The 20181-nt window shown below is 74.2% G+C and carries 17 protein-coding genes; 8 read left to right on the forward strand and 9 right to left on the reverse strand.

Features of this window, described 5'->3' with window-relative positions; all coding sequences use genetic code 11:
- Positions 1-3: 3 nt before the first annotated feature.
- Genes ACZ7C5_RS05145 through ACZ7C5_RS05155 form a run of 3 tightly spaced genes read right to left on the reverse strand, consistent with a single transcriptional unit; the run spans position 4 to position 3008 of the window.
- The gene (locus ACZ7C5_RS05145; RefSeq protein ID WP_401084762.1) at positions 4-801 is read right to left on the reverse strand and encodes an ABC transporter ATP-binding protein; all 798 of its coding nucleotides are present in this window, start codon (positions 799-801) and stop codon (positions 4-6) included.
- A complete protein-coding gene (locus ACZ7C5_RS05150; RefSeq protein WP_470322004.1) occupies positions 798-1886 on the reverse strand; it encodes a FecCD family ABC transporter permease in 1089 nt (362 codons plus the stop codon). Before ACZ7C5_RS05150 ends, ACZ7C5_RS05145 begins: the two co-directional genes overlap by 4 nt.
- 3 nt (positions 1887-1889) lie before the next feature.
- On the reverse strand, positions 1890-3008 hold the full coding sequence (locus tag ACZ7C5_RS05155; RefSeq protein WP_470322005.1) for an ABC transporter substrate-binding protein: 1119 nt from the start codon (positions 3006-3008) through the stop codon (positions 1890-1892).
- A 306-nt stretch (positions 3009-3314) separates the two neighbouring features.
- Between ACZ7C5_RS05155 and ACZ7C5_RS05160 the strand changes: the two genes are divergently transcribed.
- On the forward strand, positions 3315-4166 hold the full coding sequence (locus ACZ7C5_RS05160; RefSeq protein ID WP_470322006.1) for a helical backbone metal receptor: 852 nt from the start codon (positions 3315-3317) through the stop codon (positions 4164-4166).
- 90 nt (positions 4167-4256) lie between these two features.
- On the opposite strand, the gene ACZ7C5_RS05165 is transcribed toward ACZ7C5_RS05160, so the two are convergent.
- Both ACZ7C5_RS05165 and ACZ7C5_RS05170 read right to left on the reverse strand, forming a co-directional pair.
- Positions 4257-4976: a response regulator gene (locus ACZ7C5_RS05165; RefSeq protein ID WP_401084772.1), complete on the reverse strand. Its 720-nt coding sequence runs from the start codon at positions 4974-4976 to the stop codon at positions 4257-4259.
- On the reverse strand, positions 4973-6223 hold the full coding sequence (locus ACZ7C5_RS05170) for a sensor histidine kinase (protein WP_470322007.1): 1251 nt from the start codon (positions 6221-6223) through the stop codon (positions 4973-4975). Before ACZ7C5_RS05170 ends, ACZ7C5_RS05165 begins: the two co-directional genes overlap by 4 nt.
- A 164-nt stretch (positions 6224-6387) precedes the next feature.
- Here ACZ7C5_RS05170 and ACZ7C5_RS05175 point away from each other — a divergent pair, with 164 nt between their 5' ends.
- Together ACZ7C5_RS05175 and ACZ7C5_RS05180 are read left to right on the forward strand one after the other, a co-directional pair.
- Complete coding sequence (locus ACZ7C5_RS05175; protein ID WP_470322008.1) at positions 6388-7311, forward strand: ABC transporter ATP-binding protein; 924 nt, start codon at positions 6388-6390, stop codon at positions 7309-7311.
- On the forward strand, positions 7308-8084 hold the full coding sequence (locus ACZ7C5_RS05180; RefSeq protein ID WP_470322009.1) for an ABC transporter permease: 777 nt from the start codon (positions 7308-7310) through the stop codon (positions 8082-8084). Before ACZ7C5_RS05175 ends, ACZ7C5_RS05180 begins: the two co-directional genes overlap by 4 nt.
- Positions 8085-8328: 244 nt before the next feature.
- Here ACZ7C5_RS05180 and ACZ7C5_RS05185 read toward each other — a convergent pair whose 3' ends face one another.
- The 3 genes from ACZ7C5_RS05185 to ACZ7C5_RS05195 all read right to left on the reverse strand — a co-directional run bounded on the left by ACZ7C5_RS05185 (position 8329) and on the right by ACZ7C5_RS05195 (position 13848).
- Positions 8329-10680 (reverse strand): hypothetical protein, encoded by a 2352-nt coding sequence (locus ACZ7C5_RS05185; RefSeq protein ID WP_470322010.1) that lies wholly within the window; start codon positions 10678-10680, stop codon positions 8329-8331.
- Positions 10681-10958: 278 nt separating this feature from the next.
- Positions 10959-12497: a lipase maturation factor family protein gene (locus tag ACZ7C5_RS05190; RefSeq protein ID WP_470322099.1), complete on the reverse strand. Its 1539-nt coding sequence runs from the start codon at positions 12495-12497 to the stop codon at positions 10959-10961.
- 277 nt (positions 12498-12774) lie between these two features.
- Positions 12775-13848: a GAF domain-containing protein gene (locus tag ACZ7C5_RS05195; RefSeq protein WP_470322011.1), complete on the reverse strand. Its 1074-nt coding sequence runs from the start codon at positions 13846-13848 to the stop codon at positions 12775-12777.
- Positions 13849-14263: 415 nt separating this feature from the next.
- Here ACZ7C5_RS05195 and ACZ7C5_RS05200 point away from each other — a divergent pair, with 415 nt between their 5' ends.
- The 5 genes from ACZ7C5_RS05200 to ACZ7C5_RS05220 all read left to right on the forward strand — a co-directional run bounded on the left by ACZ7C5_RS05200 (position 14264) and on the right by ACZ7C5_RS05220 (position 19599).
- A complete protein-coding gene (locus tag ACZ7C5_RS05200; RefSeq protein ID WP_470322012.1) occupies positions 14264-15538 on the forward strand; it encodes an acyl-CoA dehydrogenase family protein in 1275 nt (424 codons plus the stop codon).
- A gap of 242 nt (positions 15539-15780) precedes the next feature.
- Complete coding sequence (locus ACZ7C5_RS05205) at positions 15781-18057, forward strand: sensor histidine kinase (protein WP_470322013.1); 2277 nt, start codon at positions 15781-15783, stop codon at positions 18055-18057.
- Positions 18054-18488, forward strand: coding sequence for a roadblock/LC7 domain-containing protein (locus ACZ7C5_RS05210; protein ID WP_401084791.1), 435 nt, complete (start codon positions 18054-18056; stop codon positions 18486-18488). The genes ACZ7C5_RS05205 and ACZ7C5_RS05210 overlap by 4 nt, the downstream gene beginning before the upstream one ends.
- Positions 18485-18910 (forward strand): DUF742 domain-containing protein, encoded by a 426-nt coding sequence (locus tag ACZ7C5_RS05215; RefSeq protein ID WP_401084794.1) that lies wholly within the window; start codon positions 18485-18487, stop codon positions 18908-18910. The genes ACZ7C5_RS05210 and ACZ7C5_RS05215 overlap by 4 nt, the downstream gene beginning before the upstream one ends.
- Before the next feature lie 113 nt (positions 18911-19023).
- Positions 19024-19599, forward strand: a complete 576-nt coding sequence (locus ACZ7C5_RS05220; protein ID WP_401084796.1) for a GTP-binding protein — start codon at positions 19024-19026, stop codon at positions 19597-19599.
- Positions 19600-19646: 47 nt separating this feature from the next.
- On the opposite strand, the gene ACZ7C5_RS05225 is transcribed toward ACZ7C5_RS05220, so the two are convergent.
- Complete coding sequence (locus ACZ7C5_RS05225) at positions 19647-20105, reverse strand: MarR family winged helix-turn-helix transcriptional regulator (protein ID WP_401084799.1); 459 nt, start codon at positions 20103-20105, stop codon at positions 19647-19649.
- Positions 20106-20181: the final 76 nt, after the last annotated feature.

A 20181-nucleotide genomic window follows, 5' to 3' on the forward strand; every position in this document is an offset into this window, starting at 1 on the left:
CGGCTAGGGCCCGGCGGCGGACACCGGCGCCGCCGGGCTGCGGTGGTCGAAGGCGATCAACGGATCGCCGGTGAGCGGGTGTTCGACCACCGCCGCCCGCACCCCGAAGACCCGGGCCAGAAGTTCGGCGGTCAGCACCTCGCGCGGCGTCCCGGAGGCCACCAGGGCGCCGTCGTGCAGGACGTGCAGCCGGTCGCAGACCGAGGCCGCGGCGTTGAGGTCGTGCAGGGCGACCAGGGTGGTGCGGCGCTGTTCTCTGAGCAGGGCGAGCAGTTCGACCTGGTGCCGGACGTCCAGGTGGTTGGTCGGCTCGTCCAGCACCAGGACGTCCGGCTGCTGGGCGAGCGCCCTGGCCAGCAGGACCCGTTGCCGTTCACCGCCGGACAGTTGGGCGAACCTGCGGTCGGCGGCCCCGGTCATGCCGACCCGGTCCAGCGCCCCCGCGGTGATCCGGTGGTCCTCGGCGTCGTCGGCGGCGAAGGCCCGCTTGTAGGGCGTGCGGCCCATCGCGACCACCTCGCGGACGCTCAACTCGAAGTCCCCGCCGCGCTCCTGGGGCAGTGCCCCGATGTGCCGGGCGGACTGTGCGGGCCGCAGCTCCGCCAGGTCCCGGCCGGCCAGCAGCACCCGTCCTGCGCTCGGCCGCAGGTGCCGGTAGACGGTGCGCAGCAGGCTGGACTTGCCGCTGCCGTTGGGCCCGACCAGTCCGGCGATCTCCCCCTCCTCGGCGATCAGGTTGGCCCCGGCCAGCACCGTCCGGCCGGCCAGGGCGACGCTCAGGTCCTCGACGGCGATCCTCAACTGCGCTCCAGTCGTCGGTCCAGCAGGTACAGCAGGGTGGGGGCGCCGAGGACGGCGGTGACCACGCCGATCGGCAGCTCCTGGCCGTCCAGGGCGGTGCGGGCCACCGTGTCGACGACGACCAGCAGCAGCGCCCCGGTGAGCGCGGACAGCGGCAGCAGCCGCCGGTGGTCGCCGCCGAGCAGCAGCCGGCAGACGTGCGGCACCATCAGCCCGACGAATCCGATCGCACCGGACACCGCGACCAGCACCCCGGTGAGCACGCTGGTGACGACGAAGACCTCGCGGCGCAGCCGGGGAACGTCCACGCCCAGCCCGGCGGCCGTCTCGTCGCCCATCAGCATCGCGTTGAGCCCCCGGGCGCGGGACTGGAGCAGGGCCAGTCCGAGGGCCACCGCGACGGCGGGGACGGCGAGTTGGGCCCAGACCGCGCCGCCGAGGCTGCCCATCAGCCAGAACAGCACGCCCCGGGTCTGCTGCTCGTCGCTGGTCTGGAGGACCAGATAGCTGGTGAGTCCGCCGAGGAACTGGGCAATGCCGATGCCCGCGAGGACCAGGCGCAGCGGGGAGAAGCCGCCGCCGCGCCGGGCCATCAGCCAGACCAGCGAGAACGCGGCGAGCGCGCCGGCGAACGCCGCCAGGGAGACGGTGAGGCCGAACGCGCTGCCGAACGAGAGCTGGAGTCCGAAGGTGGTGCCGAGGACGATGGCGGCGACCGCGCCGAGCGAGGCGCCGGAGGAGATGCCGAGCAGGTAGGGGTCGGCGAGCGGATTGCGGACCAGGGCCTGTACGGCGGTGCCGACCAGGCCGAGTCCGGCACCCACCACGGCCGCCAACAGGGCTCGTGGGACGCGTAGTTGCCAGACGATGAGGTCACGGGTGCCGGGTTCGGGGGAATGCCCGGTGAGCCGGCGGGCGACCACCGACCAGACTTCACCGGGCGGGATGTCCACCGAGCCGAGCGAGACGGCGGCGGTCAGCGCGAGCACCAGGGCGGCGGCGAGGACGGCGGCCAGCGGCCCGGCCCGCAGACTGCGGGCCGGGCGGGCTTCGCCGCGCTCCTTCCGGAGAATGGCCGAAGTCACGCTCTACTGACCGTTCTTGGTGGTGTCCGAAGCGTTGGCCGGGTCGGCGTGCTTGACCAGGTCGGGGTGGACGGTGGCGGCGATCTGCCGGACGGCGTCGGCGTTGCGCACCCCCGCGATGGTGGTCACCTCGGAGCCGAGCCGGACGAAGTGCCCCTCCTGGACGGCCTTCAGGCCCTGGGTCGCGGGGAAGCCCTTCAGGAAGGCCTCGGCCTCGTCGAAGGCCTTGCGGGTGGCCTCCTCGCTGCCCCGGTTGCGCACGGCCAGCTGGATCCAGTCCGGGTTCTTGGCGACCACGTCCTCCCAGGAGCCCGGCTTGAAGTCGGCGTCGCAGTCGGCGAACACGTTGCGCGCCCCGGCCTGGGTGATCACGGCGTTGGCGACCTGCCGGCCGCAGACCGACACCGGCTGCTTGGTGCCGGCGTCGTAGTCGAAGACGAAGTAGCTCGGCCGCTGCCCCTCCGGCACGGCGGCGAGCGCGGTCCTGACCTCGCCGAGCTGCTTCTCCATCCCGGCGACCAGTTCCTCCGCCCGCGCGGCGGTGCCGGTGACGGCGCCGAGCCGGCGGACGTCCTCCTCGATCCCGGCGAGGTCGGTGCGCGGCCCCTTGGTGGCCTTCGGCGTCCCGGCACAGGCGGTGGAGAGCAGGTAGACGTGCTGGATGCCGGCCGCCGCGAACTCCTCCTCGCTCGGCCCGGTGGCGCCGCCGCCCATCATCGGCATCGCGCCGAAGGTGTCCACATAGAGGTCGGCACCGGAGCCGAGCAGCTTCTCCTTCGGGATGCCCTTGTCCCCGAGCGCCGGCACCTTGGCGCCCTGCTCGGCGAGGGCGGCGGGCAGGGTGCCCTTGCCGGGCGGGAAGCCGGTGCCGATCACCCGCTCCCCCGCGCCGAGTCGGAGCAGCAGCTCCAGGCTGGAGGCGTTGCTGGTGACGATCCTCGCCGGCGCCTTGGCGATGGTGGTCTCCTTGCCGGCGCAGTCGGCGACCTTGACGGGGTAGCCGCCGGCCGGGGCGGCGTTGACGGTGACGGGGGCTGCCTGCCCGCCTCCGGTCCCGCTTCCGCAGGCCGTGGCGAACAGGGCGACGGCGGCCGCGATTCCGCAGACGACGCGAGGGCGCATGACAACTCTCTCCTGGTCGGTGATCGCGATCGGGGACCGCGACCGGTGGGGGGTGCTTTCGGTGGGGGTACTTGGCGGGGGGTCGGTGGTCGTGTTCGGTGGTCGTGTTCGGGCCCGTGCTGCGGACCCGGACCAGGTAGTCGGGCGGGCCCGGCGGTCGGTTCCCGGGCAATCGCGACCGGTTGCCGCCCGTACATCCCGACCGCCCATACGCCCCACGCCGCACGCCCCGGCTGTCCGCACGCTCCGCCTGTCCGCACGCCCCAGCCGCCGGACGCCCGGGCCGTCCGCACGTAGGCTGACCGGATGGCCGATCCCACCGCCCCGCGCGACGACCTCGACCTCCCCGTCCGGCTCGGGCCGCGCCCGCCCCGCCGGGTGGTCTCGCTGGTGCCCTCGCTGACCGAGGCGGTCGCCGCCACCGCGCCCGGGCTGCTGGTCGGCGCCACCGACTGGTGCAGCCACCCCGCCGACCTGTCCGTCACCCGGATCGGCGGCACCAAGAACCCGGACGTCCCGCGCATCCTCGCGCTCGCACCGGACCTCGTCCTCGCCAACGACGAGGAGAACCGGCGCCCCGACCTGGACGCACTGCGGGCGGCCGGCGTCCCGGTCTGGGTCACCGACATCCGCACCCTGGACGACGCCTTCCGCTCCCTCGACCGGCTTCTGAGCACCGCCTGCGGGCTGCCCCGCCCGGCCTGGCTGGATGAGGCGGAGGCGGCCTGGGCCACCGTCGGGAGCGGCAGCACCCCTCCTGGGCCCAGCGGCCGGCGGCCCGGCGGCCAGCGGACCGTCGTACCGATCTGGCGCCGCCCGTGGATGGTCCTCGGCCGCGACACCTTCGCCGGCGACCTGCTGCGCCGTCTGGGCCTGCGGCTCGTCCACGCCGACCACCCCGAGCGCTACCCGGCCGTCCCGCTGCCCGAACTGCTCTCCTGCCGGCCTGAGTTGGTCGTCCTGCCGGACGAGCCGTACCGCTTCACCGCCGAGGACGGCCCGGAGGCGTTCCCTGGCGTCCCGGCCGCACTGGTCAGCGGACGGCACCTGACCTGGTACGGCCCGTCCCTGGTGAGCGCCCCGGCCGTGCTGCGGCGAGCCCTCGACCACCCGGCCGTCCCCGGCGGTACGGGCTCCCCGCGGGCTGACCGCCGGTGACCCGCGGGGCGGCCGCACAGGAGGACGGCCACCGCCCGGAGCACACCGCTACCACCCGGCCGACCGGCCTGCCGCCGCCCCGCCGGCTGCTCAGTCCACCAACCCCGCCCGGTAGGCGGTGATCACCAGCTGGACCCGGTCCCGGGCGGCCAGCTTGGCCAGCAGGTGCCCGACGTGGGTCTTCACGGTGCCGGTGCTGACGCCCAGCCGCTCGGCGATCTCGGTGTTGGTCAGCCCGCGCCCGATCAGGGTCAGGACCTCCGACTCCCGCCCGGTGACGGCCCGCCGCACCCTCTCACGATCACGATCCCTCTCCCGATCACGATCACGATCCCGGTCCCGCTCCCGCGAGCCGTCAGCGCGTGCGGCCGCCGGTTCGGCGGGCCCGACGGCGAAGGCGCGGATCAGCCGGCGCGTGATGCTCGGGGCGATCAGCGCGTCCCCGGCGGCCACCACCCGGATCGCGGTGAGCAGTTCCTCGGGCGGGGTGGACTTCAGCAGGAAGCCGGAGGCCCCGGCCCGCAGCGCGCCGTAGATGTACTCGTCGAGGTCGAAGGTGGTCAGGACGAGGATGCGCACCCCGCTCTCGGCGGTGATCCGGCGGGTGGCCGCGAGGCCGTCCGTGCCCGGCATCCGGATGTCCATCAGGACCACGTCCGGGTGCTCGGCCCGGGCCAGCCGGACGGCCTGTGCGCCGTCCGCCGCCTCACCCACCACCTCGAACCCGTCGGCGGCGGCCACGATCCCGGCCAGACCGGCCCGTACCAGCGTCTGGTCGTCGGCGACCACGACCCGGATCGGCCGCGTCACGTCGTCGCTCCCGTCACCGGCAGGACCGCGCGGACCCGGAAGCCGCCGCCCCGCACCGGCCCGGCCTCCAGCCGCCCCCGGTACAGGCCGACCCGCTCGGCCATCCCCGCCAGCCCGTGCCCACCGCCCTTCGTGTCACCCAAGCCGCCGGAGCTGCCGCCGCCCAAGACGACGCCGGTCCTGTCGCCCGCGCCGCCGCGTCCCGAGTCCGTCACCTCCAGCACCAGCCGCTCCTCCTCATAGGCCACGTCCACCCGCGCCGCGTCGGTGTCCGCGTGCTTCACCACGTTGGTCAGCGCCTCCTGGACGATCCGGAAGGCCGCCAGCTCGATGCCGTCCGCCAGCGGCCGTACCAGACCGCCGACCCGCAGCTCGACCCGCACCCCGGCTTCGGCGCTGCTCGCCACCAGCCGTTCCAGGTCGGCCAGTCGAGGCGCCGGCGCCAACTCCTCGTCCACGGTGCCGCGCAGCACGGTGAGCAGGCTGCGCAGCTCCGCCATGGCGTCCCGGCTCACCGACTGGATCGCCGCCAGCGCCTGACCGGCCTGCACCGGATCCCGCTCGATCACGAAACGGCCGTACCCCGCCTGGACGTTGACCACGCTCATGCTGTGCGCGATCACGTCGTGCAGCTCCCGGGCGAGCCGGATCCGGTCCTCGGCCAGCTCGGCCTTCGCCAGATCCGCCTGGTGGCGGCGCGACTCGGCCTCGTACGCACGGTGGCGGGCCACCAAGCCGCCGAGCGCCCAGACGGTGACGAGCTCCAGCGCGACGAACACCAGGTTGTTCCACAGCTCCCGCGAGCCGAACTCGCTCAGCCCGGCGCCCAGCAGGCCGAGCGCGAGTACGCCCGCGCCGACCCGGGGCGGTCGCACCGCCGCGACCAGGTAGACCACCATCCCCGCGGCGACCGCCACCTGGAACCCGGCCAGGTTCGCGATGGTCAGCCGCCCGGCCACCGCGACGATCACCACCCAGGCGCCGAACACCACCCCGCCGGCCGCCACCGGCGCGAGCCGCCGCAGCCCGGCCGCCACACCGACCCCGACCACGCAGGCCAACACCGCCACCGTCTCGGCCGTGGACGGCTGCGGGTAGCCGCGGTGGTGCGGGTCGAACACCCGGCAGGCGTCCAGCACCCGGAACCAGGTGACCACGGTGAGCACCAGCGAGACCGCCAGGTCGACCGCCACCCGGTGCCCCGGGCGCAGTCTCCCGGCCACCGGCGGAAGCGGGGCATTGGGCATTTCCCCAGGCTATCCACGCTCCGCCGCCCCGGCATCGCCCCGCAGGCCTACGACCACGGGCAGAGACCGCACCCGGGCCGACGCCGGGTTTCCGCCCACGGCGGGACGCCCCGCCCCCGGCACCGACGGGAACGTGGAGGCACGTCACAAGGAAAGGCACCACGTTGATCGAGGTACACGACCTCACCAAGCGCTACGGCGGCGCCCTCGCCGTGGACGGGCTGAGCTTCACCGTCCGCCCCGGACAGGTCACCGGCTTCCTCGGGCCGAACGGCTCGGGCAAGTCCACCACCCTGCGGATGATCCTCGGCCTGGACGCCCCGACCGGCGGGCGGGCCACCGTCAACGGCCGCCCGTACGCCGCACTGCGCCACCCCCTGCGCGACGTCGGCGCCCTGCTGGACGCGACGGCCGTCCACCCCGCCCGCTCCGCCCGCCACCACCTGCTCGCACTCGCCGTCAGCAACGGCCTCGGCACCCGCCGGGTCCGCGAGGTGCTGGCGCTCACCGGCCTGGAGCCGGTGGCCCGCCGCCGGGCCGGACGGTTCTCGCTCGGCATGAAGCAGCGGCTCGGCATCGCCGCCGCACTGCTCGGCGATCCGGGCGTCCTGCTGCTGGACGAACCGGTCAACGGGCTGGACCCGGAAGGCGTCCAGTGGATCCGCACCCTGCTGCGCGAACTCGCCGCCGAGGGAAGGACCGTCCTGCTCTCCTCGCACCTGCTGAGCGAGACGGCGCTCACCGCCGACCACCTGGTGGTCATCGGTCGCGGACGACTCGTCGCCGACTGCTCGACGGCCGGCTTCCTCGCCGAGCACGCCCCGACCGACGTCCTGGTGCGCTGCGCCCGGCCGGCCGAACTCGCCCACCTGCTGCGGGCGGACGGGGCGGTCCAGGTGCGGGAGGAGCCGGACGGGTCGCTGGCGGTGTCCGGACCGGAGCCGGCCGCGATCGGCGAGCTGGCCGCCGCGCACGGCATCGGCGTCCACGAACTCACCGTCCGGCAGGCCTCCTTGGAGCAGGCCTTCATGGACGCCACCGGCGGAACCGCCGAGTACCGCACCCGTTCCGAAAAGAGGACCGCATGATCACCGCCCCGACCACCCGCGGCGCCCTGGCCGGAGAGTGGGTCAAGCTGCGCAGCGTCCGCGCGACCCCCCTGGCCGCCGCGACCGCCCTCGCCGCCGCGCTGTTCATCGGCCTGATCGACTACGCGAGCGCCGCCGACAGCTGGGACGGCTGGACGACCGACCAGCGCGAACGCTTCGACCCCGTCCGGTACGGGTTCTCCGGCGGCTTCTACGTCGCCGTGCTCGCCGTCGGGACGCTCGGCACGCTGGCCGCCTCCAGCGAGTACATCACCGGCCAGATCCGCTCCACCCTGGTCGCCGTCCCGCGGCGCGGCCAGGTGCTCGCCGCCAAGGTCCTGGTGGTCGGCGGCGTGACGGCACTGCTCGGGCAACTGCTCGCCTTCCTGACCTTCCTGCTCGGCCGGCGCGCCCTGACCGCCAAGCACCTCGCCGTCTCGATCGGCGACCCGGGGGTCACCCGGGCCGTGGTCGGCTGCGGCCTGTTCCTGGCGGCCTTCGCCCTACTCGGCCTGGCGCTCGGCTTCGTCCTACGCCACACGGCGGCCGCCGTCACCGTGCTGTTCGGGACGTTCTTCCTCTCCCCGATGCTGCTGGCGCCGTTCGGGGACGAGGTCGCCCGCTTCGGCCTCCAGAGCGTCTTCGAGGGGCTGGGGACCACCGTCCCGGGCTCCGACCGGCTCGGCCCGGTGGCCTGCTTCGCCGCCCTGGCCGCCTACCTGGCCGTCGCCTTCGCCCTGGCACTGCTCGGCCTGACCCGACGGGACGCCTGACGGCGCCTGCCCGACCGGGGCAGGCCCGGCAGTCCGCCGCCGGCCGTACCGGCCCCAGCGTTGCGGCCGGTACGGCCGGGAGGCCGGAAGAACGGTAAGACCGAGGCCACCGGCCGTCAGGTGCACGGGTCCGGGGCGGCAGGGCTCTTCGAGGTGACGCCCCTCGCCGATCCGACGTCAGCGCCCGGAACACGACAGGGCCCGGGACGCGTGCTCGCGTCCCGGGCCCTGCGGTCGTACGTCGTCAGCCGCGGGCGGCGGCGACGGCGGCGCCCAGCGCCTCCTTGATGCGGGGGCCGAGGCGGGCGAAGCCCAGTTCCTTCATGGCCGCCCGCAGCAGCTCCTCGTCCGTCCGCCCGGCACCGTCGCCGTCCACCCACCGCACGACGGCGAGCAGCTCGTCGGCGGAGTAGGCGGTCACGGGGCGACCGGGCGTGAAGTCCGGCTTCGCGGGACGGGCGTCAGCCGCCGGCTCGGCGGCGGGGACCTCGGGTGCGACGGCGGGGGCCTCGGCGACGGGCTCGGGCTCGACGGCAGCCTCGACGGCGGGCACCTCGGCGGCTACCTCGGCCTCGGCGACCGGCTCCGCCGCCTCTGCGACAACGGTCATGGGCTCGGCGGCAGGCTCCTCGGCCGCAACCTCCGCAGCCGGCGTCTCTACGACGGGCTCCGCCACGACGGCCTCGGGCTCGGTCTCGACCATGGGCTCGGGCTCAGCGGCGACCTCGGCCTCAGTCACCTCAGGCGCAGGCGCGTCAGCCTCGACCACCGGCTCCTCGACCACGACCTCAGCAGCGACTGCCTCGGGCTCGGCCTCGACCACAGCTGCCTCGGGCTCGGCGGCAGGCTCCTCGGCCACAACCTCCGCAGCAGGCTCCTCAACCAGGATCTCCGCCACGACGGCCTCAGGCTCGGCCTCGACCACCGGCTCAGCCTCGGGCTCAGCGGCGACCTCGGCAGTCTCGGCCTCAGTAGTCTCGGCCTCAGCCACCTCAGCCACCTCAGCCGCAGGCCCATCGGCCTCGACGACCGGCTCCTCGACCACGACCTCCGCAACGGCCTCTTCGGTCCGGACGGTGTCGGTCGCCTCCGGCTCCGTCTCATCCGCAGCCCCGGCCAGGGCCGCGGTCGCGGCGGCCACCAGGTCGTCGGCGGCCGGGGAGGGCGCCGGGAGGGAGACCACGGCAGCCGGGGTCTCCTCCTCTGCCTGCGCCGCCTCCGGCACGTCCTCAGCGACAGCCGCGTCCGACGTGGCCTCGGCCTCGACCTCGATCGCAGCCTCGGCCTCAGCCTTGATCTCGACCTCGACAGCCGCAGCAGCCTGCTCGGCCTCCTCGGCCGGAGCCGCCACCGAGGCCGGGGTCTCCTCCACGAGCCCGGCCCGCTGCCCACCGGCCAGCACCTGGAGGGCAGCCGCCTCGGCGTCAGCCTGGCCGGCCGGCTCCTCGGTCCCGGACTCCTCGGTCCCGGACTCCTCGGCCCCGGACTTCTCTGTCCTGGGCTCCTCCGTCCTGGGCTCCTCGGCCGCACTCTCCTTGACGCGGGGCGACTCGGCCTCAGCCTTGACCTCGGCCTCAGCCGCGACCTCGGCCGCCACCTCCGCACCCGGCTCCTCGACCGCCGTCTCCTCGGCGACGGTCTCCTCCGCCAGCCCGTCCCGCTGTCCGGCCGCCAGCGCCTGGCGGGCCGTGTACGCGGCCTCGGCGGCGCGGCGGTCGGCCTTGGCGGCGGCGAGTTCGGCGAGCAGGTCGGCGAGGCCGGCCTCCTCCAGCCCGGCGCGCAGGCCCCGGATGGTGGGCAGGCGGTAGAGGGTGCCCTCGTCCGCGGCGAGCCGCTCGACCAGGTCGATCAGCTCGGCGAAGGGCAGCCCGTCCAGGTCGTGGTCGGGCAGCAGACGGGCGAGGCCGCGCAGCCCGGTGCTGATCGTCTCGAAGGCCTGGGCGGTGCGGTCGACCAGGGCGCCGTCGGCGGCCACCCGCGGCAGGGTGCCGGACGGGGCGAGCGCGGCCCAGGCGCGGCGCTCGATCTCGGCGGAGGTGAGGGCCTCGTGCAGGTCCTCCCGGCGGATGCGGCGGTCGGTGGCGAGCGCGAGGGCCTGCTTGCGCAGCGAGCGGCCGCGCAGCCAGGAGAGCTTGACGCCGTTCTCGCGGCGCCAGGCGCTGTCGGCGGTGGCGGCGGCGAGGGCGCCGAGGTCGGCGTCGTACGCGGCGGGGACCAGGGAGGCCGAGGTGCGGTGCACCCGCTGGAGCATCTCGACCAGCAGCACCGTCTTGGCGACGGTGCCGGGCTCGTCCAGCTTGACCTCGCTGGCGAGCGCGGCGGCGGCCTCCCAGGTCTGCTGGAGGTCGCTGCCGCGCAGTTCGGCGAGGGCGGTGGAGGCCGCGCGGGCGTCCTCGGGGGTGGCGACGGTGTCGACGGCCGCGTACCAGGCGTGGGTGTCGGCGGTGAGCGTGAAGGCGCCGAGTTCGGCGTAGCGGCCGAGGTCCTCGCGGAGGTCGGGCTCCGCGGCGGCGTCCTGGGGGTCCTTGACGTCTGCGGCGTCGGCGACGTCCGCCGGGTCGGCTGCGTCGGCGTTGCGCGAGTGAAGCACTGTCATGTGAGGTCCGGTTCTGGGCGACGACGGCGGGGCTGGCGGCGAGGGGGCGGCGGACCGGTTGCGCGGGGTCGCCCCTGGGGCGGGGCAAGGGGGCGCGCGGTCGGGCTGCCGGTTGTGGAGGCCCAGAATACGGGTGCCCGTTCGAGCCTTGCACGCACCCACCGCCCCGACGGGCGGGTGTCGTATGCCATACCGCCCGCCTGGCCGCCACCCGGGAGGTCCGCCCGGGTGGTCCCGCGGTGCTCCGAACGGGTGTCTCCGCTGCTCATCGGGGCTCATCACGGCTTCTCTCTCCGGCCGCCGCCGGGCCGCCGGAGCCGCTCCAGTGGCCCCTTCCGGACGCCGCGTCCGCGTTCCCGGCCCGGCCGGCCGAGCGGCGGCCGGTGTCCGGCCCGGCCGATGGCGTGCAGATCGACCGGCGCGAGGAACTCGCTGAGCGCCGTCCGGTGCCACCACGCGCCGGTTTCCCGCAGTTCGCGCCAATCGGTGAACCGGTAGAGGTAGAGCGTCGCCCGGACGTGGGTCGGCGGGGCGTCCGGGAAGGGGTTGTGGCGCAGCAGCCGCAGGGTGGCCCGGTCCCCGGTCAGCAGGCGGGCGACGAAGGGCAGGAACCAGGGGCGGGCGTACGCGGACGAGATGCCGGCGAACCACATCAGCCAGTCGAGCCGCAGGTGGTAGGGCGCGAACTGGCGTGGCAGCCGGCGCACGTCACCGGGCTTGCCCTTGAAGCCGTACTCGCGCCAGACGGTGTGCGGGGTGAGCACGGCCTCGTCGGTGCCCTCGACCACCACCTCCTGGCGGAGCCTGCTGATGCTGCCGAAGGCGCCGTAGGTGTTGACCAGGTGCAGCCGGTTGAAGGAGCGGTTCATGGCCTGGCCGCGGGAGACCATGTTGCGCACCGGCCAGTAGCTGAGCACCACGACGACGGAGGTGAGCGCGATCACCAGCGCCTCGTACCAGACCGGGGCGCCGGGGTACGCGCGGGCGTGGACGGGCAGGCCGAGGCGCGCCGGTTCCACCGCGGCGAGGGCGAGGGCGATGGTCAGCCAGTTGAGCCAGGCGAAGTTGCCGGAGGCGACCAGCCACAGCTGGGTGGCGAGGACGGCGCAGGCGGCGTAGCTCGCGACCGGCTGCGGCAGCAACAGACAGACCGGTACGACGATTTGGACGACGTGGTTGGCAGCGGCCTCGACCCGGTGCAGCGGGTCGGGCAGGTGGTGGAAGAACCAGCTCAGCGGTCCTGGCATCGGCTGGGTCTCGTGGTGGTACCTGAGGCAGGTCAGGTCGCGCCAGCAGCTGTCGCCGCGCAGTTTGATCAGTCCGGCGCCGAACTCGACCCGGAAGGCCAGCCAGCGCATCAGCCACAGCACCAGCGTGGGCGGGGCGGTGTCCGCGTTGCCCAGGAAGGCGGCCAGGAAGCCGGCTTCGAGCAGCAGGGACTCCCAGCCGAAGGAGTACCAGGTCTGCCCGACGTTGACGACGGAGAGGTAGAGGACCCAGAGCACCGTCCACAGCAGGACCGAAGCCCAGAGCGGGACGACGTCGCCGAGTCCGGCCGCGACGGCGGCGGCCAGGGCGGCGCCGCTCCAGGCGACGGCGGCGAAGAACCGGTCGCTGTAGTGGAGGTGGAAGAGTCCCGGCGACCGGCGGAACGGGACCCTGGCGGTGAAGCGGGGCACCGGCAGCATGCCGTCGGTGCCGATCAGGGCGCGGAACTGCGCGGCGGCGGCCAGGAATCCGATCAGGTACAGGGCGGCGAGCAGGCGTTGGACGAGCAGCCGGCTCAGCCAGTAGTCGGGGGCGGCGAACCAGTCCATGCGGCCCATGCCTACCACCCGGCGCCCCGGGCCCGGGTCCGGTCGGGGCGACGGAGCGCGGAGGGTTCACCCGCTCGGCCCGGAGCGGCTCCGGCGGAGGCACCGGTCGGCCCCGGCGAAGACACCGAGCGGCTCCGGCGAAGGCACGGACCGGCACCGGCGTAGGCACGCACCGGCCCGGCACCGGCCGGCCCCGGACGGCACCGTGGCGGGGAGCCTCTCCTCGGGGGTGAGAGGCGCCCCGCCACGGTGGTGGACGGGTCGTGCCGGCCGGCGTTCAGCTGGGCAGGACGGGCCCGGGCTCGCCGATGATCGCCGAACGCCCGGGCACCGAGGTGCCGCTCTGCTGGAGCCGGTCGACGAGCAGGGCGGCCAGCGTGCCGAGCTCCTCCTCGGTGCGGGACTGCGCGGTGGTGTCCATGCCGACGGTGAGGACGCCGTTGATCTGGCCGGTGAGCGCGGCGCGCAGCGGGGTGCAGGTGAAGCTGAAGGTCTGCCGGCCGCGCTGCGGGTCGGGGCGGGGGGACTGGATCCGGACGTTGTCGAGGACGGTGGTGCGACCGGCGTGGTAGGCGTCCAGGACGGCCCGCCCCAGGCCCGCCGCGCCGAGCTGCGGGTAGGCGGCGCCGACCGTCCCGTACGCGACCGGCGCACCGAAGGTGTCGGCGTGCTGGGCGTTGGCGTACCGGACCTCCTGGCCGGGGCCCTCGGTGAGCATGATGGGGAACGGCGAACCGTCGAAGGCGGCGAACATCTCCTGGCGCTGGGCCATCAGGTTGTCGCGCAGCCGGATCTCGGAGAGCAGCGCCTCGGCGAGGTGCTGGATGTCGCGCAGCCGTTCACGCCCCCACTGCCGGGGTTCCCGGTCGAGGACGCAGACGGTGCCGATGACGGTGTTGGTGCTGTCGACGAGCGGGGCGCCCAGGTAGGCGCGGACGCCCAGTTCGTCCACCACCGGGTTCCCGGCGAACCGGGGGTAGGCGAGGATGTCGTCGAGGGCGAGGGGGGAGCGCTGGGCGACGACGTGCGGGCAGAAGCCGTGACTCAGCGGCATTTCGCGGCTGGGGAGATCGAACGCGATGCCGCGATCCGCCCAGGAGGGTCCGTCCTCGGCCGTGATGTCGACCGGATTTGGCGGAATGTAGAGCCCCCGGAACATCTGACGTTCGTCATTGATGAAGTTGACCATCGCGATGGGAGCGCGCGTGATACTGGCTGCGAGGTGGGCGAAGCGATCGAAGGCCTCGTCCGCGGACGGGTCGTTGAGCCCGAGGCCGCGCAGCCTGCGGGTTCGCTCGGACTCCCCGGAGGCACCCGGGAACTGGCCTTGAGTGCTCATCACATCAGTCATGGCGCACATGTAACCAGACATCAGCAGGCGGGGCCTTTGCCGTCCAGTGTTCCTCAGCCTTGCTGATGGCCAGTCAAAACCGCACGTGAACGACAGGTCGACGGACCGTCACGAAGCGGAGATCAGTCCCCTTCCGGGGGCTGGACAAAACCCCTCCGGATAAACACGGGCCGAATCACGCCAATCCAAGATCGACTCTGGGACGTCGTGGCGCGCCCATACAACAATGAGCCCTGCCGAAGACACGGACGGCGCCCCCTCACCGGGACACCGCCCGATGACGCATGCGCCGATCGCACCGGGGCGACCGGCCGACACTCCCGCACACACCCACCTACCCCCGTGGGGGTTGCCGGAGCGGCTTCGACGGCACGGACGGAGGCACGGGCACCACACACATCGAGAGGACCGGAGCATGGCGATGGACTACTTCACCGACGACCGTCACGAGAACCTCCGCACCGAGGTCCGTGACTTCGCGGAGAAGGAGGTACGTCCGCAGGTGGCCAGGATGGAGGCCGAACGGAAGGCGGAGTTCGAGCTGGCCCGGGAGATCGCCCGCCGGGGCTGGATCGGCGTGACGATTCCGCGGGAGTTCGGCGGGCTCGGACTGGGGCACGTCGCCAAGACCGTGATCGTCGAGGAACTGGCCCGGGTCAGCGGGGCCGTGGGCGCGATCGCCCAGGCCTCCCAGCTGGGCGTGGCCAAGGTCCTCCACTACGGCAGCCAGACCCAACGGCGCACGTGGCTGCCGAAGTTCGCCACCGGGGAGTGCCTGCCGACCATCGCCGTGACCGAGCCGGAGTCCGGCGGGCACGTGCTCGGGATGGCCGGCACCGCCGTCCGCGACGGCGACGAGTACGTGCTCAACGGCCGCAAGTGGTTCGTCGGCAACTCCCACATCGGCGACGTGCACGGCGTGATCCTGCGCACGGGCCAGGGCAGCCGGGGTCTGTCGGCCTTCCTGGTCGAGACCGACCGCGCCGGGTTCCGCACCGGCTCCCCCGGGTCGCAGAGCGGGCTGCACGGCTTCAGCTTCGGCGAGATCGTCCTGGAGGACTGCCGTGTCCCGGCCGGCAACCGGCTCGGCCGGGAGGGTCAGGGGCTGGACGTCGCCTACTCCTCCTCCACCCTCTACGGCCGGATCAACCTCGCCGCCGTCGCGCTCGGCATTCACACCGCGATCGTCGAGGACACCGCCCGGTTCACCGAGGAACGGGTGCTCTACGGCCAGCCGATCAACCAACTCCCCAACATCACGCTGAAGCTGGGCGAGATGCAGTCCCGGCTGATGACCGCCAGGCTCGCCGTCTACCACGCCTCCCACCTGCTGGACCACGGTCGCGCCTGTGACGCCGAACTGATGAACGCCAAGCTGATCAACACCGAGTACGCGCTGGACTCCGCGCGCAACGCGATGGAGATCCACGCCGCCCGCGGCCTGCAGACCGAGTTCGGCATCGAGCGCTACCTGCGGGACGCCACCCACGTCTACCCGCCGGCCGGCACCTCGGACGTCCAGCGACTGAGGCTCGGACAGGTCGCCTCGGGCACCTACGGCAAGCAGTGGTCGGCGGAGCTGTCGGACCTGACCAGCTGGGCCTGGAGCGAACTCAACCAGCGGGAGAACCCCGCGGAACCACCGGGCGGGCGGGGCGGGCAGGTGCTGCCGATGCCGCTGGCGGGATGAAGACCGTTCTACATATCGTCAGTTGATGTTGTGTCAAGGGCTCATGGGGCTGATAGCGTTCCAGCCGTCGGCTGTCGTGCCAGTGCTCCGCCCCGCCGGTGACACCACGTCACCTGCTCCGGCAGTCCCGGCCTCGAAGCCCCGAAGCCCGGCCACGCCGCACGGGATCGACCCGCCGGCTCGGACCCACCGGTCCGAGCCGGCGTGCCGGTCCCGCGGCTCGGCCCTGAGCGAGGAATCAGATGCCAGCCATATCGGCCACCCGCCCGGGCCACCGCGCCGGCCGGTCCGGCTCCCTCCGCGGCCGGCTCCTCGCCCTCACGCTGGTCCCCACCGCGGGCCTCCTCGCCGCCTGGGGCTACGCCGGCTTCCTGCTGCGCGACACCGGACACCGCACCGCGCTGCTGGCCGGCAGCGCGGTGGTCGCCCTGGTCGTGCTGGTCAGCCTGCTCCACGGCGTCCGGACCGCCCTGACCCTGTCCGCGCGGCTGTCCGGACTCCGGGCCGAAACCCTCTCGCTCGCCCGGCAGGAGATCCCCGAGGTGGTCGGACGGCTGCGCGCCGGGGAACAGGTGCCCGTCCCGCCGGTCTGGACGCCGTCCCGGCGGATCGGCGACGAGGTCCAGCAGAGCGCGGACGGCCTCGCCGCCGTCCGCCAGGTCACGGTCGCCGCCATCGTCCACCAGGCCCGGGGCCGCGAGGGGACGAAGAAGGTCTTCCTCAACATCGCCCGGCGCACCCAGATCCTGATCCACCGGCAGATCAGCATGCTGGACGCGCTGGAGCGCGAGCACGAGGACCCGGAGCTGCTGCGCGAACTGTTCGCGGTCGACCACCTGGCCACCCGGATGCGGCGCAACGCCGAGAACCTGGTCATCCTCGGCGGCGCCCTGCCCGCCCGGCGCTGGCGCAACGCCGTGCCCGTGGTCAACGTGCTGCGCAGCGCCGTCTCGGAGACCGAGAGCTACTCCCGGGTCGTCGTCCAGGGCGTGCCGCGCGTCTCGCTCGGCGGGCAGGCCGTGGCCGACGTCATCCACCTGGTCGCCGAGCTGATCGAGAACGGCACCACCTTCTCCCCGCCGTACACCCAGGTGCAGGTCTCCGCGCAGGAGGTCCCCAGGGGCCTGGCGGTCGAGGTCGAGGACCGCGGACTCGGCATGACCGAGGAGGAGTACGAGCGGCTCAACACGTACCTGGCCAACCCGCCGGAGCTGGACGTCTCCGCGCTCGGCGACGACCTACGGCTCGGCCTGTTCGTGGTGGCGCGCCTGGCCGCCCGGCACGAGGTCCAGGTCACCCTGCGCCCCTCGCCGTACGGCGGGACCCGGGCTGTGGTGCTGGTGCCCTCGGCCCTGCTGGAGCAGGCCGGACAGTCCGCCGCGGTGCCCGGGCTGCCGTCCGGTGCCCGGATCACCCGGACGCCGGTGTCCGAGCAGGCTCCGACGGCGGCGGGGCCCGAGGACGACTCCGTGACCGGGTCCGAGCCGGAGTACGGCGCAGGCGCAGGAACCGGCTCCGGGTATGGCTCCGGGTCCGAGTACGCGGCCGAGTACGGGGCCGGGCAGGTCTGGCAGGGGTCCCGGGAGCCGACGGACGCCATGGACGCGACGGACGCGACGGACGCGACGGACGCGACGGACGCGACGGACGCCATGGACGCGCCGGGCGGTGCGACGGGCGGGGGTTTCGGCGCGTTGCTGGGCGGGGGCCAGGGGGCTCCGGGCTCGTTCGGCACCGCGGGGGCTCCCGCGGTGCCCTACGCGGCGGCCCCTCCGGAAGCCCCGGCGGTGCACGCCCCGGACGGCGCCGGCCCGGGCACCGCGGGAAGCGGCGACGCCCTCGCCGGATCCGCCTCCACGGCCGCGGCCGGCCGCGGAGGGCTGCCGGTCGGCGCCCTGATCCCCGGACTGCCCGGTGCGGTGGTCGTGCCCCGGCCCGTCCTGCCGCGCAGGTACGAGCTTCCGACCGGCCCCGCGTCGGCACCCGGCCCCGGTTCCGACGGCGGCCCCGGCAACGACCTCGCGGGCGCTCCGGCCGGCGTTCCCGGCGGGGGCGGTACGGCCGACCACTCCGCGCCCGTCCACCGGTACTTCCAGGAGGGGCCGGCGGAGCAGGGCCAGGACGGCGAGCTGCGCACCCCTCGGACCCTGCCGCAGCGGGTCCGCAACGCCAGCCTGGCCGAGCAGCTCCGCGTGGCCGACGCGCCCGGCACCACGATGCCGTCCGGGCCCGTCCCGCAACCGCACCAGGCACAGCCGCCGGTGTCTCCGTTGACACCGGCGCACGGATCGCTCCCCGGCGCCTTCGGCCACCGGCACGACAGCACCGAAGCCGACGACCCCTCGCCGACCCGGTCCCGCGCCACCATGGCCGCCATCCAGCGCGGCACCCTCAGCGCCCGCGCGGCCCGCGGCGAGCCGGACGTACCGGTCGCGCCCACCCGCCGGGCCGCACAATCCGCCCCGCGGCAGGCCCCCGCGGAAGCCCCCGCCGTCCAGGAATCCGAGGAACAGCAGTGACGACCCAGCACACCGAAGCCCAGCGCGACCTCAACTGGCTGCTGGACCAGCTGGTCGCCCGGGTGCCCGAGACCCGGCACGCCGTCGTCCTCTCCGAGGACGGCCTGCTCGTCGGCATGTCCCAGGGCCTCGACCGGGCCGACGGTGAGCACCTCTCCGCCGTCGCCGCCGGCCTCCAGAGCCTGGCCCGCGGCGCCGGGCACCGCTTCGACGGCGGCCGGGTCCGGCAGACCGTGATCGAGATGGACCGGCTGTTCCTGTTCGTCACCACCGCCGGACAGGGCGCCCGGCTGGCCGTCCTCACCAGCGAACAGGTGGACGCCGGGCTGATGGCCTACGAGATCAACATGCTGGTCAAGCAGGTCGGCCAGTACCTCACCGCGGCGCCGCGCAGTGACGCCGGCCGGAGCGGCGAGGGCGGCGGTGCGTGACCTCCGCCGCTGCCGAGGGCTCGTTCGACGGGGGATCGTCCGACGAGGAGTCGTCCGACGAGGGCTCCTTCTACGACAAGGACGCCGGCCACCTGGTCCGTCCCTACGCGATCACCAACGGGCGCACCGGACCGGTCCGTGACGGTTTCGCCCTGATCACCCTGGTGGTCACCACCGACCCGCGCACCGACACCGCCCGGCTGGCCCCCGAACCCGCCGCGATCCTCGACCTGTGCCGCGAACGCCCGCTGGCCGTGGCCGAGATCGCGGCCGTCCTGGACCTGCCGGTGAGCGTGGTCAGGGTCCTGCTGGACGACCTGGCCGAGGACCGCTTGATCCTCACCCGCGCCCCGGTCCGGCTCGCCGAGGCGCCGGACCTCTCGCTGATCGAGGCCGTGATCGAGGGCGTCCGCCGGCTCTGACGGGCGGGCAGACCGGGCGCGCAGACCGGGGCGGCGCTCCGGGTGGGGCCCGCCGCGCTCCTCGCGTCCGCCGCGCCTTCCGCCTCCCACCAGTTCCTTACAGGAGAACCGAATTGACGACCCAGAGCCTGGTACCGGGCGCGGTCAAGATCCTCGTCGCCGGCGGATTCGGCGTCGGGAAGACCACCATGGTCGGCTCCGTCAGTGAGATCGAACCGCTCCGGACCGAGGAGCGGATGACCGACGCCAGCATCGGGGTCGACAATCTCGACGGCGTCCGGGACAAGTCCAGCACCACGGTCGCCATGGACTTCGGACGGATCACCGTCCGCGAGGACCTGGTGCTCTACCTCTTCGGCACGCCGGGGCAGTTCCGCTTCTGGTTCATGTGGGACGACCTGGCGGTCGGCGCCCTCGGCGCGGTCGTCCTCGCCGACACCCGGCGGCTGGAGACCAGCTTCGCCGCCGTGGACTTCTTCGAGCAGCGCGGCATCCCGTTCGCGGTCGGCGTCAACTGCTTCCACGGCCGCCGCGAGGCCACCCCCGAGCAGGTCCGCCGGGCGCTGGACCTCGGCCCGGACGTCCCGGTGGTGCTCTGCGACGTCCGGGAGCGGGCCTCCAGCAAGGAGGTGCTGCTCGCCCTGCTCGACCGGGTGCGCCGGAACGCCCTGGCGGCCGTGGGGCCGTGAGGGCCCGCGGGGCTCAGGGACTGAGGGGGCTTACGGGCTCGTGGGGTTCAGGCGGTGGCGTGGACCGGGTGGAGGTCGGCGAGCGACTCGACCAGCGGGGCCAGCTCGGGGACCCCGGTGGCCTCGGCCAGCGTCGTCTCCAGGGCGGCGTCGTGCACCGGACGGGCGGCCGTCAGCAGGTCGCGGCCCTCGGGCGTCAGCTCGGTGTAGATGCCGCGCCGGTCGTCCGCGCAGAGGAAGCGGCTGAGCAGGCCCCGGTCCTCCAGGCGGCTCACCAGCCGGGTGGTGGCGCTGCTGCTCAGCGCCGCCGCGCGGGCCAGCTGCTGCATCCGCATGTGCCAGCCGTCCTGGCGCGAGAGCGCCTCCAGCACCGTGTACTCGACCACCGAGAGCTTGAACTCGGCCTGGAGCGCCTTCTCCAGCGCGGTGTCGATCATCCCGTGCAGCGCGGCGAGCGTCCGCCAGCCACGGGCCCGGACCTCGGCCGCATCGTCGCGGATCCCCATGACTCGCCTACCCTTCCGTCGCGCTGCCCGTACCGGGTGCCGCAGGAGGACACCGTGCGGGATCTCGTAGGAGCTC

The sequence above is a fragment of the Kitasatospora sp. NPDC036993 genome (assembly GCF_055607525.1).

Coding starts and splice junctions, on each gene's coding strand:
- ACZ7C5_RS05170 (WP_470322007.1), bottom strand. CDS start 6,223: ATGCCCAATGCCCCGCTTCCGCCGGTGGCCGGGAGACTGCGCCCGGGG.
- ACZ7C5_RS05180 (WP_470322009.1), top strand. CDS start 7,308: ATGATCACCGCCCCGACCACCCGCGGCGCCCTGGCCGGAGAGTGGGTC.
- ACZ7C5_RS05185 (WP_470322010.1), bottom strand. CDS start 10,680: ATGACAGTGCTTCACTCGCGCAACGCCGACGCAGCCGACCCGGCGGAC.
- ACZ7C5_RS05160 (WP_470322006.1), top strand. CDS start 3,315: ATGGCCGATCCCACCGCCCCGCGCGACGACCTCGACCTCCCCGTCCGG.
- ACZ7C5_RS05190 (WP_470322099.1), bottom strand. CDS start 12,497: ATGGACTGGTTCGCCGCCCCCGACTACTGGCTGAGCCGGCTGCTCGTC.
- ACZ7C5_RS05155 (WP_470322005.1), bottom strand. CDS start 3,008: ATGCGCCCTCGCGTCGTCTGCGGAATCGCGGCCGCCGTCGCCCTGTTC.
- ACZ7C5_RS05200 (WP_470322012.1), top strand. CDS start 14,264: ATGGCGATGGACTACTTCACCGACGACCGTCACGAGAACCTCCGCACC.
- ACZ7C5_RS05225 (WP_401084799.1), bottom strand. CDS start 20,105: ATGGGGATCCGCGACGATGCGGCCGAGGTCCGGGCCCGTGGCTGGCGG.
- ACZ7C5_RS05205 (WP_470322013.1), top strand. CDS start 15,781: ATGCCAGCCATATCGGCCACCCGCCCGGGCCACCGCGCCGGCCGGTCC.
- ACZ7C5_RS05195 (WP_470322011.1), bottom strand. CDS start 13,848: ATGACTGATGTGATGAGCACTCAAGGCCAGTTCCCGGGTGCCTCCGGG.